This is a genomic window from Dactylosporangium sucinum, assembly GCF_014647515.1.
Classification (GTDB): Bacteria; Actinomycetota; Actinomycetes; order Mycobacteriales; family Micromonosporaceae; genus Dactylosporangium; species Dactylosporangium sucinum.
In genome coordinates, this window is record NZ_BMPI01000044.1 from 1 (window position 1) to 13533 (window position 13533).

Sequence of the window (13533 nt, forward strand, 5' to 3'; positions counted from 1 at the left end):
CTATTGAGACACCTTCCCCGTCACCTCTGACCAGACCCCGGTCCAGAAACCGGATTGTTCAGCGGTCTCCTAGGTGGCGCCCGGGGTGCTGTTCACCGGGCTGACCACGGCGTCCCCGGTTCGGTCAGGCTCCGGCCGGGCCCCGGCCCGGTCGGGCTCCGGTCCGGCCGGGCTCCGGTCCGGCCGGGCTCCGGTCCGGCCGGGCTCCGGTCCGGCCGGGCTCCGGTCCGGCCGCTGTCGGGCCGCGGTCAGGCATCGGTCCCGTCGGACCTCGGTCCGGTCCGGCTCCGGCCCGGCTCCGGTCAGGCCCCGGGCAGACCCCAGGCAGACCCCAGTCAGGCCCCGGTTTGGTTAGGCTCCGCCGCATGTCTTCACGCAGAGTCCTGGTCACGGGCGCGTCCCGCGGCATCGGCGAGGCCATCGCCCGCGCCTTCGCCGCGCACGGCGACCGCGTCGCCCTCCACCACCGCAACTCCCCCGGCCTCGCCGAGCAGGTGCTCGCCGAACTGCCGGTCAGCGAGTCCGGAGGCCACGCGATCGTGTCCGGCGACCTGGCCGACCCGGCGTCGGTGCGCGCCTTCGTCGACGCGGCCGCGGCGGCGCTCGGCGGCCTGGACGTGGTGGTGAACAACGCGGCGACGGCGATCGAGCACCCGATCCTGGAGCACGGGTACGACGAGTGGCAGGCCGCCTGGCAGGAGACCCTCGCCGTCAACCTGGTCGGCCCGGCGAACGTCTGCTGGTGCGCCGCCCGCCACCTGGGCCCGGGCGGCCGGATCATCAACGTGTCGTCGCGCGGCGCGTTCCGCGGGGAGCCGCGCTACCCCGCGTACGGCGCTGCGAAGGCCGGCCTCAACTCCCTCACCCAGTCGCTCGCCCTGGCCCTCGGCCCGAGCGGCATTGCCGTCACCGCGGTCGCGCCCGGCTTCGTGGCCACCGACATGGGCCAGGCGATCATGGACCAGGGCGACGGCGACGCGATCCGCGCGCAGAGTCCGTTCAACCGGGTGGCGCGCCCGGAGGAGGTCGCCGATGCTGTGCTGTTCCTGGCGTCGTCGGAGTGGTCGTCGGGCTCGGTGCTCGACCTGAACGGCGCCAGCTACTTCCGCTGACGTCCTACTTACGTGGATGTCCGGCGTCGACATCCTGCTTCCGCGGACGTCCAACGCCGACGCCCTGCCTGCGTGGACGTCGGACGCCGGCGTCCTGCTTCCGCGGACGTCCACGTTCTCGGACGCTCGGCGTCGAGGTCCTGCTCCCCCGCTGAACATCCGAGAACGTCGACGTCGACTCGTCTGCTCATCAACGTACCCGCCGTCGCCAAATCGGCGCACGGCCCGACTACCCCGCGTAACAACCGCAGGCTACCAGCGGCCCAGGCGGGTCGAGAGGGCGGCGATGGCGGCCGCGCCGGCGCTCGAGGTGCGTAGCACCTCCCGTCCCAGCCGTACGGGGCGGGCGCCGGCGGCGGCCAGGGCGTCCAGCTCCTCCGGCGCGATCCCGCCCTCCGGCCCGACGACGAGCGTGATCTCACCCTCCGCGGGGAGTTCGGCGGCCGACAGCGGTACCGCTGCCTCCTCGTGCATCACCAGGACCGCCCCCGTGAGGTGCAGCTGGCGGCTCGTCCGCGGCTCGGTGACCTCGGGCAGCCACGGCCGGCGCGACTGCTTGGCCGCCTCCCGGACCGTCGAGCGCCACCGTTCGAGCGGCTTGGCGTCCTTCCACCGCGCGATGGAGCGGGCCGCCTGCCACGGCACGATCCGGTCCACGCCGAGCTCGGTCATCAGTTGTACCGCCAGTTCCCCGCGCTCCCCCTTGGCGATTCCCTGGACGACGGTGATCGAGGGATCGTGGGCCGGCACGTGCTCGGCGTGCTCGACGTCGAGCTCGAGCGCTCCTTTGCGGGCGCCGGTGACGACGGCCGTGGCGAGCCCGCCGCGCCCGTCGCCGAGCAGGAGCCGCTCGCCGGCGGTGATCCGCTGCACGTCAGCGGCGTGGTGCCCCTCGGGCCCGTCGAGCCGGAACCCGCCGGCGACCGGCAGCTCGGCGACCAGAAACAGCGGCAGACTCATCCTCGGCCCTCGCTCCTCACCGTGCCGACTCCCCACTCACGTCGCGGCCCGCCACAGCAACCCGGCAGCGCCCCATGATCATGGGAACCACATGGCGGCCCGGACAGCCAAATGTTTCCCTTGATCATGGGGCGCCGGGCTGGCGGCGAGGCGGCCGAGCCGCCCCCGGACGCAGCGCCACCCGACGACGACATCCAGCGCGAATCGGGCATCGGCGACACCCAAACCGCTACTTCAAGTTACGACCACAGCGCGCAACGCCAGCGACACGCCGCATCCGACCCGCCAGCGCGGCGTGCCCGCAGCCACGGCATGCCCACAACGGCGCCGAGCAACGGCGCCGAGCCGAGCAGCCAGCCCGCGGCGCTGAGCAGCGGCGCCGCGCCGAGCCGCCAGCAGCGGCGCGCGTTACGCGTGGCCGTTGAAGGCGTCCCGCATGCGGGAGAAGAAGCCGCCCTGCTTCGACAGCTCGGCCACCTCCTCGCCGCGGGAGCGGGCGAACTCGCGCAGCAGGCGCTCCTGCTCCGGCTCCAGGCGGGTCGGGGTGCGCACGTCGAGGTGGACGTAGAGGTCGCCGCGGCCGGTGCCGCGCAGGTGCGGGACGCCCTTGCCGCGGATGCGCAGGGTGGACGTCGGCTGCGTGCCCGGCTTGACGTCGACCGTCTCCTCGCCGTCGAGGGTCTTGATGGTCAGCCGGGTGCCGAGGGCGGCGGCCGTCATCGGGACCGTGACGCGGCAGTGCAGGTCGTCGTCCTTGCGCGAGTACACGTCGTGCGGGCGCTCGTGGATCTCGACGTAGAGGTCGCCGGGCGGGCCGCCGCCGGGGCCGACCTCACCCTGCTGGGCGAGGCGGATGCGCATGCCGTCCTCGACGCCGGACGGGATCTTGACGGTCAGCGTGCGGCGGGTGCGGACCCGGCCGTCGCCGCCGCAGGTGGCGCAGGGGTGCGGGATGACCGTGCCGAAGCCCTGGCAGGCCGAGCACGGGCGGGCCGACACGACCTGGCCGAGGAAGGTGCGCTGGACCGACTGGACCTCGCCGCGCCCGCCGCAGATCTCGCAGGTCTGCGGGTGGGTGCCGGGCGCGGTGCCGGCGCCGGTGCAGGTGTTGCAGACGACGGCGGTGTCGACCGTGATCGGCGCCTCGACGCCGAACGCCGTCTCGTGCAGGTCGAGGTCGAGGCGCAGGATCGCGTCGGCGCCGGGCCGGACGCGCGGGCGCGGCCCGCGGCTCGACGTGGTGCCGAAGAAGGCGTCCATGATGTCCTGGAAGCCGACGAACGCGCCGCCGGCCGGGCCGCCACCGCCGCCGCTGGGCGCCAACGGGTCGCCGCCCAGGTCGACCATCTCCCGCTTACGCGGGTCGGACAGGACCTCGTAGGCGGCGTTGATCTCTTTGAACTTCTCCTGCGCGGCCGGGTCGGGATTGACGTCCGGGTGGAACTCGCGGGCCAACCGCCGGTAGGCCCGCTTGATCTCGTCGGCCGTGGAGTCCCGCTTGACGCCGAGAATCCCGTAATAGTCCTTCGCCACTGAGTCCTATGCCCCTGACTCGTCCATGAGTTGCTCAACTTCCTTCAGGCGACGTCCCGCACGGCCGCCGCGCTCGGTCACCCGGCTAACTTTGCGCCAGCATGTCGCCCACGTAGCGTGCCACGGCGCGCACAGTCGCGATGTTGCCGGGGTAATCCATCCGGGTCGGGCCGAGCACGCCCATCCCGCCGACGACGATCGACCCCGGGCCGTAGCCGGTGGCGACGATCGACGTGCCGCGCAGATCCTCGATCTCGTTCTCGTCGCCGATGCGGACCCGGGTCATGCTGGGCTCCACCTCGCCGAAGAGCTTGAGCAGGATGACCTCCTCCTCGAGGGCCTCGAGGATCGGGCGGAGCGAGCCCTGGAAGTCGAGCAGCCCGCCGCGGGCGAGGTTGGCGGTGCCGGCGAGCGCGATGCGCTCCTCGGTCCGCTCCACCAGCGTCTCCAGCAGGACGGTCGACAGGGCCGCCATCGGCGGGCGCAGGCTCGGGGCCGACTCCTCGACGAGGGCCTGGACCAGCGGCGGGGTGTCGACCAGCCGCTTGCCGACCAGCTTCTCGTTGATGTTGCGGCGCAGCTCGGTGACCTCGTCGGCGAGGATCGGGCCGGGCAGGTCGACGAGGCGCTGCTCGACCCGGCCGGTCTCGGCGATCATGACGACCATGAGCCGCGTCGTGGAGATCGGCACCAGCTCGAAGTGCCGGACGCTCGCCCGCGACAGGCTGGGATACTGCACCACGGCGACCTGCCGGGTGAGCTGCGCGAGCAGGCGGACGGTGCGATGGACGACGTCGTCGAGGTCGACCGCCCCGATGAGGAACCGCTCGATGGCCCGGCGCTCGGCCTGGCTGAGCGGCTTGACCCGGGAGAGCTTGTCGACGAAGAGCCGGTAGCCGGCGTCGGTCGGGACCCGGCCGGCGCTGGTGTGCGGCTGGCGGATGTATCCCTCGTCCTCCAGCACCGCCATGTCGTTGCGCACCGTCGCCGGTGACACCCGCAGGTTGTGCCGCTCGACCAGCGCCTTGCTGCCGACCGGCTCCTGGGTGGCGACGTAGTCCTCGACGATGGCGCGCAGCACTTCCAGCTTCCGCTCGTCAAGGGCCATGGCACCTCCTCGAAGACTGGCACTCCCGCGTAGTGAGTGCCAGTCTACGTCGCCGGGGCGGACTAGGCGATGATCCGTTTTGGGCGCAATCTGGCGGTCCGGCCCTGGTCTGCGCAAAGTTTGTCGAAAAGAAGTCATGCCGTGTCGCTGGCGTCGCTTGATCGGTACCCCTACCGTGACCCCCATGAGTGAACCACCTCGCCCCCCGGGGGAGTACGGCTCGCCGTCGGACCCCAATTACCCCCCGCCCACCTCGGGCGGTGGTTACGTGCCCCCCACCTCTGGCGCGGGCTACCAGCCGGGTTACGACCAGGCGCAGTACCAGCAGCCCGGTGCCTACGGCTACCAGCAGCCGGGTGCCTACGGCGCCCCGGGCGCGCCGGTCGGCTACACCAACAGTGACGAGAAGACCTGGGCGCTGATCGCGCACTTCGGCGGCATCGTGCTCGGCTTCATCGCGCCGCTGATCGCGCTGCTGGCCAAGGGCAACGAGTCCCCCACGGTGAAGGCGCACGCCAACGAGGCGCTGAACTTCCACATCACCTGGGGCATCGCGATGATCATCGCGGTCGTCCTGTCGGTGTGCTCGTTCGGCATCCTGTTCTTCGTGCCGATCCTCGTCTGGATCTTCATCATCGTCTTCGCCATCATCGGTGGCATGAAGGCCAACGGTGGCGAGCTGTACCGCTACCCGGCGACCTTCCGCTTCATCAAGTAAGTCCAGCAAGCCGAGCACGTCAGGAACGCAGACCGATCCCGGCGCGCGCCCCGCTCACGTGAGGGCGCGCGCCACTAGGTCCGCCAGCAGCCGCCCGCGCAGCGTCAGCACCGCCCGGCCGGCCGCGAACCCGTCGGCCTCCAGCTGCCCGTCGGCGAGGCAGTCCCGCGCCGCGGCCAGCGCGTCCGGCGGGAGCATGGCCAGCGGCAGCCCCTCGGCCAGCCGGATGCGCAGCAGCACGTCCTCCATGTGCCGTTCTTCCCCCGTCAGTACCTCACGTGCCTGCCCCGGCGACGCGCCGTCCGCGAGCCGCGCGGCATAGGCGTGCGGGTGCTTCACGTTCCACCAGCGCACGCCGCGCACGTGGCTGTGCGCGCCCGGCCCGAGCCCCCACCAGTCGCCGCCGCGCCAGTAGAGCTCGTTGTGCCGGCAGGGTGCCTCTCGGGACCAGTTCGACACCTCGTACCAGCGCAGGCCGGCCCCGGTCAGCGCGGCCTCGGCCTGCAGGTACCGGTCGGCGGCGACGTCGTCGTCGGGGTACGGCAGCTCGCCCCGGCGCATCCGCGCGGCCATCCGGGTGCCGTCCTCGACGATGAGCGCGTAGGCGCTGACGTGGTCGACGCCGGCGTCGACGACCGTGCGCAGCGAGGCGGCGAAGTCCTCGGCGCGCTCGCCAGGGGTACCGTAGATGAGATCAAGATTGACGTGGGCAAATCCGGCGTCGCGGGCCTCCTCGGCCGCCCGCGCGGGCCGGCCCGGGGTGTGCCGCCGGTCCAGCACCGCCAGCACGTGCGGTGCGGCGGACTGCATGCCGAGCGAGATCCGGTTGAACCCGGCCGCGCGCAGCTCGCGCAGCGCCGCCGGGTCGACCGACTCGGGGTTGGCCTCGGTCGTGACCTCGGCGTCCGCCGCCAGCCCCCACGTGCGGTCGATGCCGTCGAGGATGCGGCCCAGCTCGGCCGGGGGCAGCAGGGTCGGGGTGCCGCCGCCGAAGAACACCGTGTCGACCCGGGGCGGGCGGACGACCTTGGCGGCCAGCGCCAGCTCGTCGAGGACCTGCTCGACGTAGCCGGTGCTCACCACGCCCTCGCTCGCCGTGTACGTGTTGAAGTCGCAGTACCCGCAGCGGGTGGCGCAGAAGGGCACGTGGACGTAGACGCCGAACCCGTCCGCGCCGGCGGCGTCGGCGACCCCGTCGGGGAGGGAACCGTCGCGTGGGATCGGCTCGCCTTCTGGCAGTGCTCCGGGCATTTCACTAGTGTGCCCGCATGTCTCTCGTGCGGTCACAAACCGAGCGGGGCGTGGCGACGCTCACCCTCGACAGCCCGTCCAACCGCAACGCGCTGTCGACCGGCCTGATCGAGGAGCTGCTCGCGGCGCTGGCCGCGGCCGAGGCCGACGACGCGGTCCGGGTGATCGTGCTGTCCCACACCGGCCCGGTGTTCTGCTCCGGCGCCGACCTCAAGGAGACGGCCGAGGCGTTCGGCAAGGGCCGGCCGCCGATCAACCGGCTCGGCGAGGTCCTGGCCGCCGTCTGGGAGAGCGGCAAGCCGGTCGTCGCGCGGGTCGGCGGCCCGGCGCGCGCCGGCGGCCTGGGCCTGATCGCCGCGGCCGACCTGGCGGTGTGCACGCTCGACGCGACGTTCGCGTTCACCGAGGTCCGCATCGGCGTCATCCCGGCCGTGATCTCCGCCACAGTGCTGCCGCGGCTGTCCCCGCGGGCGGCGGCCGAGTTGTTCCTGACCGGCGAGACGTTCGGCGGCGCCCGGGCGGCCGAGGTGGGCCTGGTGACCGCCGCGGTCGACGCGAGCTCGCTCGACGCGACGGTCGACGCCTACGTCGCCGCCCTCGTGCGGGGCGCGCCGGGCGCCCTGGCGGGCACCAAGCGGCTGCTGCGCCGCCGGAAAGCCGACACGTTCCGTGATGACGTGGCCGAGCTGACCGAGCTTTCTGTCGGATACTTCGGGTCGGCGGAAGGGGTCGAAGGGATCGTCGCCTTTCGGGAGAAAAGACCACCAAATTGGATCCCTGACGGGGCGTAAGCGCCGGGTGAGGTGGCAGTTGGCACGTACGCTGGTCGAGTTCTCGGGCGGGAGGTGACAATGCGTGTTCGACGGACGGTCGCGGTGATGGCGGCCGTGGCCGCTGCCGTGACCATCGGCGCGTACGTCATCGTGCACCGGATCAGCGACAAGCTGCCGCTGCGCATCCCGATGGGCAAGGCCTGCGTGGTCAGCGCCGGCAGTGCGTCGTCGTCCTCGCCGCTCGGGCAGGTCGAGCTCGACTCCGAGCAGCTCGCCAACGCGGCGACGATCACGGCGGTGGGGCTGACCCGCAAGATCCCGCAGCGCGGGCTGGTCGTCGCGCTGGCGACGGCCTGGCAGGAGTCGAAGCTGGAGAACCTCGCCGGCGGCGACCGCGACTCGGTCGGGCTGTTCCAGCAGCGGCCGAGCCAGGGCTGGGGCACGCCGGCGCAGATCGCCGACCCGCGGTACGCGGCGGGCAAGTTCTACGCCGCCCTGGTCAAGGTCAAGGGCTGGGAGAAGATGCGGGTCACCGACGCGGCCCAGGCGGTGCAGCGCAGCGCCCACCCGGAGGCTTACGAGAAGTGGGCCGACGAGTCGGAGATCATGGCCCGGGCCCTGAGCGGGGAGGTCACCGCCTCGGTCGCCTGCACGGTCACGGAGGAGCAGAGCCGGGGACCGGAGGCCGCCCAGGCCCTGGGGGCCAGCGTGAAGGCCGATTGGGGCGACGTCGGTACCGCTGACGTCGCGAACCTCGTCGGGGTGGCCCTGAAGGTCCGGGAGACGAGGACCGGCTGGCAGTATGCCCACTGGCTGGTCGCCCAGGCCCAGGAGCACGGCGTCAAGCGGGTCGTCTTCAACGACATGCAGTGGACCGCCGACAGCGGCGCCTGGAAACACGTCACGGAGCGTGGCGGGATCAATGCCGGACCGGCGGGCGAGCGGGTCGTCGCCGAGGTCTACTGACCTACCCTGACGTTCCGCGCGACCAGCAGGTTGTCGCCCGTTCGGACAATGTCAGGTGGCCAACTCCCGAGTCGGACACTCATGCACCTCGCGTTACGATCGGTCGTTCCCTGGTTGACGAAAGTAAGGGGAGGACATGACGTCCGCTGCACCCGACTATGGCGCCCTCACCGGCTATGAGCCGATCAGCGAGGCTGACCGCAAGGAGTTCCTGGACCAGGGCTTCCTGCTGGTCCGCAACGTCCTGAAGGAGGACCACCGCGCACAGCTCGAGGCCGCGATGGACCGGGTCTACGCCGAGGAGCAGGCGGCCGGATCCAGCTCGATGAAGAAGGACGGCACGCTGCACCTGCTGGGCTTCCTCACGCGCGACGACCTGTTCGGGCACCTGCTGACCCAGCCGACCCTCTTCCCGTACATGTGGGGCCTGGCCGGCTGGAACATCTACACGCATCACAACCACCTGGACGTCACGCCCCCGACGTCCGAGGAGGAGCCGCCCTCCTGGGGCTGGCACCAGGACGGGTACCGCCAGAACTCCGACCCCGAGACGATGGACCCGAACCTCCCGCGGCCCATGTTCTCGCTGAAGATCGCCTACGTCATCTCCGACCTGTCGGAGCAGGGCCGCGGCGCCACCAAGGTGATCCCGGGCAGCCACCTGTGGAACTCGCTCCCCCGCCCGGCCGACACCACGGTCCACAACCCGGACCCGGAGGGCACGGTCGAGATCACGGCGAACCCGGGCGACTGCTTCATCTTCGACCGCCGCCTGTGGCACTCCCGCTCGCCCAACTACTCGGACATCACGCGCAAGATGCTGTTCATCGGCTACACGTACCGGTGGATCCGCAACCTTGACGACATGCCGATCGACCCGGACAGCGAGTGGTGGGCCAACCGGACGCCGGTCCAGCGCCAGCTCTGCGGCGAGGCGACCCACACCGCCAACTACTGGGGCATCAACTGGAACGGGTATATCGACGAGGAGATCCCGCTCCGCAAGGAGCTGAAGACCCGCGGGCTCCTGGACCGCTCGATCCCCTGGCTCCGCTAGCCTGACGCTCCGACGCCCGGCTCCCGCCGCTCTCCTCGGCGGGGGGCCGGGCGTTTGCGCTTGGCCGGGCGTTCCCCTCCGGATATGTCCGGCGCTGCGCGCCTGACATATCCGACATTTCGGTTATGTCGCGATGGGCCGAGGGTGCATCCGCGCGGCGGGACTCACGAGCGCCGGGCGCAGTGAGGCGGCCACGAGCGGGCCGTGGCCACGAACGCGCCGCGGCCACGAACGCGCCGCGGCCACGAACAGCCGAGGGCACGAACGGACCGCGGCCACGAACGCGCGGGGACACGCACGGGGTCGAGGTCCGCGACCGGGTCGAGGCACAAACAGGCCGAGGATGCGAGCGGGCAGCGGCCGCGGAAACGTGGGCCGTGGAGATTTGCGCACGGCATAGCGGGTCGACGTTTTCACGGCCGGCTGCGAAATCGGCCTCGGCCCGGCGGCGAAAGAGCGCGTACCCCGATTCCCGGACGAGAAACGCGCCGTGGACAGCAATGCGAAAGGCCGCGCCGGGAAAGGACGGAGAAAAGCGCGAGGCCCCCGCCTCCCGGGGGAGAGGCGAGGGCCTGTCGCTTGGGTGTGCCGGTTACGGCAGCGTGCGGCGGCCGCGGCCGGCCACGCCGACCACCAGGGCCACGCCGACGGCGGCCAGGATGACCTGGACGAGCAGCTCGCCCCAGTCGACGCCCGGCGTGTCGGTCGAAATGCCGATCGCGTTCGCGATGACCGTGCCCAGCAGGGCGGCCACGATACCGATCACCATGGTCAGCCAGATCGGAATGCTCTGGCGGCCGGGAACGACCAGTCGCCCGAGCGCGCCGATGATCAGACCGACGATCAGCGCGGTGATGATTCCGGTGACAGTCACGGTCTCCTCCTCAGAACCTCAACCAGGGGGTTGTGCTTTGCGGTTGAGCTTCTTTTGCCCACGCGATCAGGGGGCCAAACGAGCCGCCACCCGACGCAAGGCCGCATCCATGGTCGAAAACGCCATTTGCGGCGGATCAGCCAGTGGAAACCATTCGTGCTCGCTCGCCTCCGAGGGGTCGAGGCGCAGTTCGCCGGCGGCGACGGTCGCCAGCCAGAAGCAGTCCAGGACCGGCAGGGACTCCTCCTGGAACTCGTATGTCCCGATGTACATGCCGACGAACTCGCCCAGCTCGATCGACAGGCCGAGCTCCTCGCGCGCCTCGCGGACGGCGGCGTCGGCCGGGTGCTCGAAGGCGTCGCAGAAGCCGCCGGGGAGGTCCCACCAACCCGCCCGCGGGTCGCGGACGCGGCGGATCGCCAGGAACCGGCCGCCCTCGACGATGATCCCGGTGCCGGTCGGGCGGGGGTTGACGTAGCTGGCATACGAGCAGGCGGCGCAGACCGTCGGCGGCGCCTGGGCGAGCCGGGCGCCGCACCGCGGGCAGTGCATCACTTCTTCGGCTTGTCCGCGCTCTGCGTGTCCGAGGTCGACAGCGCGGCGATGAAGGCCTCCTGCGGCACCTCCACGCGCCCGACCATCTTCATGCGCTTCTTGCCTTCCTTCTGCTTCTCCAGCAGCTTCCGCTTCCGGCTGATGTCGCCGCCGTAGCACTTCGCGAGCACGTCCTTGCGGATGGCGCGGATCGTCTCGCGGGCGATGATGCGGCTGCCGATCGCGGCCTGGATCGGCACCTCGAACTGCTGCCGCGGGATGAGCTTCTGCAGCTTCGAGGCGATCGTGACGCCGTAGTTGTACGCCTTGTCCTTGTGCACGATCGAGCTGAACGCGTCGACGGCCTCGCCGTGCAGCAGGATGTCGACCTTGACCAGGTCGGCCTGCTGCTCGCCGCTCGGCTCGTAGTCGAGGCTCGCGTAGCCCTTGGTGCGGCTCTTCAGCTGGTCGAAGAAGTCGTAGATGATCTCGCCCAGCGGCAGCGTGTAGCGCAGCTCGACCCGGTCGGCGGACAGGTAGTCCATGCCGAGCAGGCTGCCGCGGCGGCCCTGGCAGAGCTCCATGACCGCGCCGACGAAGTCGTTGGGGGTCAGCACCGTCGCCCGGACCGTCGGCTCGAAGATCTGCCCGGTCTTGCCGTCGGGGAACTCGCTGGGGTTGGTGACGGCGTGCTCGGTGCCGTCGTCCATGACCACGCGGTACACCACGTTGGGCGCCGTCGAGATCAGGTCGAGGTTGAACTCGCGCTCCAGGCGCTCCTGGATGATCTCCAGGTGTAGCAGGCCGAGGAAGCCGCAGCGGAACCCGAAGCCGAGCGCGGCGCTCGTCTCCGGCTCGTAGACCAGGGCCGCGTCGTTGAGCTTGAGCTTGTCCAGCGCGTCGCGCAGCAGCGGGTAGTCGGAGCCGTCGATCGGGTAGAGCCCGGAATACACCATCGGCTTGGGGTCCTTGTAGCCCCCCAGCGGCGCGGCGGCCGGCTTCGCGTTGATGGTCACCGTGTCACCGACGCGGGACTGCCGGACGTCTTTCACGCCGGTGATGAGGTACCCCACCTCACCGGCCCCCAGCCCCGCGCTCTTGATCGGCTCGGGCGAGATGACCCCGATCTCCAGCAGCTCGTGCACGGCGCCGGTGGACATCATCCGGATGCGGTCGCGCGCCTCGATCCGGCCGTCGACGACCCGGACGTAGGTCACGACGCCGCGGTAGACGTCGTAGACCGAGTCGAAGATCATGGCGCGGGCGGCGCCGGCCGACTCGCCCTTCGGCGCGGGGAACTGCCGCACGATCTCGTCGAGCAGGTGCGGCACTCCGACGCCGGTCTTCCCGCTGACCCGCAGGCAGTCGTCGGGCTCGCAGCCGATGAGGTGCGCGAGCTCCTCGGCGTACTTCTCCGGCTGGGCGGCCGGCAGGTCGATCTTGTTGAGCACCGGGATGATGTGCATGTCGTTCTCGAGCGCGAGATACAGGTTGGCGAGGGTCTGCGCCTCGATCCCCTGGGCCGCGTCGACGAGCAGCACCGCCCCCTCGCACGCGGCCAGGCTGCGGGACACCTCGTAGGTGAAGTCGACGTGCCCGGGCGTGTCGATCATGTTGAGCACGAAGGCCCCGCCGGCCAGGTCGCCCTCCCGCACGGTCCACGGCATGCGGACCGCCTGGCTCTTGATCGTGATGCCCCGCTCGCGCTCGATGTCCATGCGGTCGAGGTACTGCGCGCGCATCTGCCGCGAATCCACCACCTCGGTGAGCTGCAGCATCCGGTCCGCCAACGTCGACTTGCCGTGGTCGATGTGGGCGATGATGCAGAAGTTGCGAAGGCGGTCCGGCGCGGTCGCACCGGCCGGGTTCACACCGGGGTCGAGGGTCGGTGGCACAGGCGTCCGTTCTCCGAGCGGCTGGGGATCTCATACATCGTCCCACGCCGCCGGCGGTACCCCGGAGCCCCTGCCCACACCACCGCGAGCGCGCATCCGCATTCATACGAAAAATCCGTATAAATGCGGACACGGCGAGTGCGAACGGACGGGCGACGAACCACCGCGGTGGTGGGGGTGCAGCTGCACGTGCAGCTGCTTCCGCAGCCTCCGCGTGCGGTTCCTACAGGAGGCCACCCTCGTCGTGGAGCCAGTCCACGAAGCCGACGGCGACGGTCGCGGCACAGTCGACCAGCTCGGCGATCAGCGCGTCGTGGACGCCGGACAGCAGCGGCACCTGCATCTCGGCGTAGATCGGCAGCTGGCCGCGGTCGGTGGGGTCACCCACGTACGCCTTGTAGAAGCGACGCGTGTGGTTCCACTCGTTGACCACCCGGTAGGAACGGTCGGCCCAGTCCGGGGGCACAGTCCCGTGCGGACGGGCCCGGATCACCAGGATCTCGTCCGACGGGCCCTCCAGCGCGAACAGCACCGCATGGCGCTCCCAGAGCGCGAGCAGGCTGCCGTCACCGTCGGTCAGGTATCGGATCTCCAGCTTCTCGAGGGCCTCCGCCACCCGCAGCAGCGTCACCGGCGCGGTCCCGTGGGACCCGTCGCACGGCTTGTCGGTCACCGGGGTTGCGTCCTCCCGGGCGAGCTGCGCGACGGTGCTGTCCGTCGGCTCGGCCCGCCATGGCCATCTTGGCATCTCC

Annotated in this window: 13 protein-coding genes; 5 read left to right on the forward strand and 8 right to left on the reverse strand. The window is 71.2% G+C overall.

The window, feature by feature from the left end:
- Positions 1-365 precede the first annotated feature (365 nt).
- The gene (locus IEZ31_RS35865; RefSeq protein ID WP_190254525.1) at positions 366-1112 is read left to right on the forward strand and encodes an SDR family NAD(P)-dependent oxidoreductase; all 747 of its coding nucleotides are present in this window, start codon (positions 366-368) and stop codon (positions 1110-1112) included.
- A gap of 252 nt (positions 1113-1364) precedes the next feature.
- Here IEZ31_RS35865 and IEZ31_RS35870 read toward each other — a convergent pair whose 3' ends face one another.
- The 3 genes from IEZ31_RS35870 to hrcA form a co-directional block, all read right to left on the reverse strand.
- Positions 1365-2072, reverse strand: a complete 708-nt coding sequence (locus IEZ31_RS35870; RefSeq protein WP_190254526.1) for a 16S rRNA (uracil(1498)-N(3))-methyltransferase — start codon at positions 2070-2072, stop codon at positions 1365-1367.
- A gap of 408 nt (positions 2073-2480) precedes the next feature.
- Complete coding sequence (gene dnaJ / locus IEZ31_RS35875; RefSeq protein WP_190254527.1) at positions 2481-3605, reverse strand: molecular chaperone DnaJ; 1125 nt, start codon at positions 3603-3605, stop codon at positions 2481-2483.
- Positions 3606-3690: 85 nt separating this feature from the next.
- Entirely contained in the window at positions 3691-4713 is a 1023-nt protein-coding gene (gene hrcA / locus IEZ31_RS35880) for a heat-inducible transcriptional repressor HrcA (protein ID WP_190254528.1), read from the reverse strand.
- Between the two features lie 268 nt (positions 4714-4981).
- Here hrcA and IEZ31_RS35885 point away from each other — a divergent pair, with 268 nt between their 5' ends.
- On the forward strand, positions 4982-5431 hold the full coding sequence (locus IEZ31_RS35885) for a DUF4870 domain-containing protein (RefSeq protein ID WP_229836152.1): 450 nt from the start codon (positions 4982-4984) through the stop codon (positions 5429-5431).
- Positions 5432-5485: 54 nt separating this feature from the next.
- Here IEZ31_RS35885 and hemW read toward each other — a convergent pair whose 3' ends face one another.
- Entirely contained in the window at positions 5486-6682 is a 1197-nt protein-coding gene (gene hemW, locus IEZ31_RS35890) for a radical SAM family heme chaperone HemW (protein WP_190254530.1), read from the reverse strand.
- Positions 6683-6699: 17 nt separating this feature from the next.
- Between hemW and IEZ31_RS35895 the strand changes: the two genes are divergently transcribed.
- The 3 genes from IEZ31_RS35895 (at position 6700) to IEZ31_RS35905 (ending at position 9478) form a co-directional block, all read left to right on the forward strand.
- Complete coding sequence (locus IEZ31_RS35895; RefSeq protein ID WP_190254531.1) at positions 6700-7473, forward strand: enoyl-CoA hydratase-related protein; 774 nt, start codon at positions 6700-6702, stop codon at positions 7471-7473.
- 54 nt (positions 7474-7527) lie between these two features.
- Entirely contained in the window at positions 7528-8421 is an 894-nt protein-coding gene (locus IEZ31_RS35900; RefSeq protein WP_373294743.1) for a VldE C-terminal domain-containing protein, read from the forward strand.
- 136 nt (positions 8422-8557) lie between these two features.
- The gene (locus IEZ31_RS35905) at positions 8558-9478 is read left to right on the forward strand and encodes a phytanoyl-CoA dioxygenase family protein (protein ID WP_190254533.1); all 921 of its coding nucleotides are present in this window, start codon (positions 8558-8560) and stop codon (positions 9476-9478) included.
- A gap of 592 nt (positions 9479-10070) precedes the next feature.
- Here the strand turns inward: IEZ31_RS35905 and IEZ31_RS35910 are convergent.
- From IEZ31_RS35910 to IEZ31_RS35925, 4 genes are all read right to left on the reverse strand, one after another.
- Entirely contained in the window at positions 10071-10352 is a 282-nt protein-coding gene (locus IEZ31_RS35910; protein ID WP_190254534.1) for a GlsB/YeaQ/YmgE family stress response membrane protein, read from the reverse strand.
- 66 nt (positions 10353-10418) lie between these two features.
- Positions 10419-10904, reverse strand: a complete 486-nt coding sequence (locus IEZ31_RS35915; RefSeq protein WP_190254535.1) for an NUDIX hydrolase — start codon at positions 10902-10904, stop codon at positions 10419-10421.
- Positions 10904-12781 carry a translation elongation factor 4 gene (lepA, locus tag IEZ31_RS35920; protein ID WP_190254536.1) on the reverse strand — a complete coding sequence of 626 codons (1878 nt, stop codon included), beginning with the start codon at positions 12779-12781 and terminating at the stop codon, positions 10904-10906. The genes IEZ31_RS35915 and lepA overlap by 1 nt, the downstream gene beginning before the upstream one ends.
- 223 nt (positions 12782-13004) lie before the next feature.
- Positions 13005-13529 (reverse strand): type III secretion system chaperone family protein, encoded by a 525-nt coding sequence (locus IEZ31_RS35925; RefSeq protein ID WP_190254537.1) that lies wholly within the window; start codon positions 13527-13529, stop codon positions 13005-13007.
- Between the last annotated feature and the right edge of the window lie 4 nt (positions 13530-13533).

Coding starts and splice junctions, on each gene's coding strand:
- IEZ31_RS35895 (WP_190254531.1), top strand. CDS start 6,700: ATGTCTCTCGTGCGGTCACAAACCGAGCGGGGCGTGGCGACGCTCACC.
- IEZ31_RS35905 (WP_190254533.1), top strand. CDS start 8,558: ATGACGTCCGCTGCACCCGACTATGGCGCCCTCACCGGCTATGAGCCG.
- IEZ31_RS35915 (WP_190254535.1), bottom strand. CDS start 10,904: ATGCACTGCCCGCGGTGCGGCGCCCGGCTCGCCCAGGCGCCGCCGACG.
- IEZ31_RS35870 (WP_190254526.1), bottom strand. CDS start 2,072: ATGAGTCTGCCGCTGTTTCTGGTCGCCGAGCTGCCGGTCGCCGGCGGG.
- IEZ31_RS35925 (WP_190254537.1), bottom strand. CDS start 13,529: ATGCCAAGATGGCCATGGCGGGCCGAGCCGACGGACAGCACCGTCGCG.
- IEZ31_RS35865 (WP_190254525.1), top strand. CDS start 366: ATGTCTTCACGCAGAGTCCTGGTCACGGGCGCGTCCCGCGGCATCGGC.
- hemW (WP_190254530.1), bottom strand. CDS start 6,682: ATGCCCGGAGCACTGCCAGAAGGCGAGCCGATCCCACGCGACGGTTCC.
- hrcA (WP_190254528.1), bottom strand. CDS start 4,713: ATGGCCCTTGACGAGCGGAAGCTGGAAGTGCTGCGCGCCATCGTCGAG.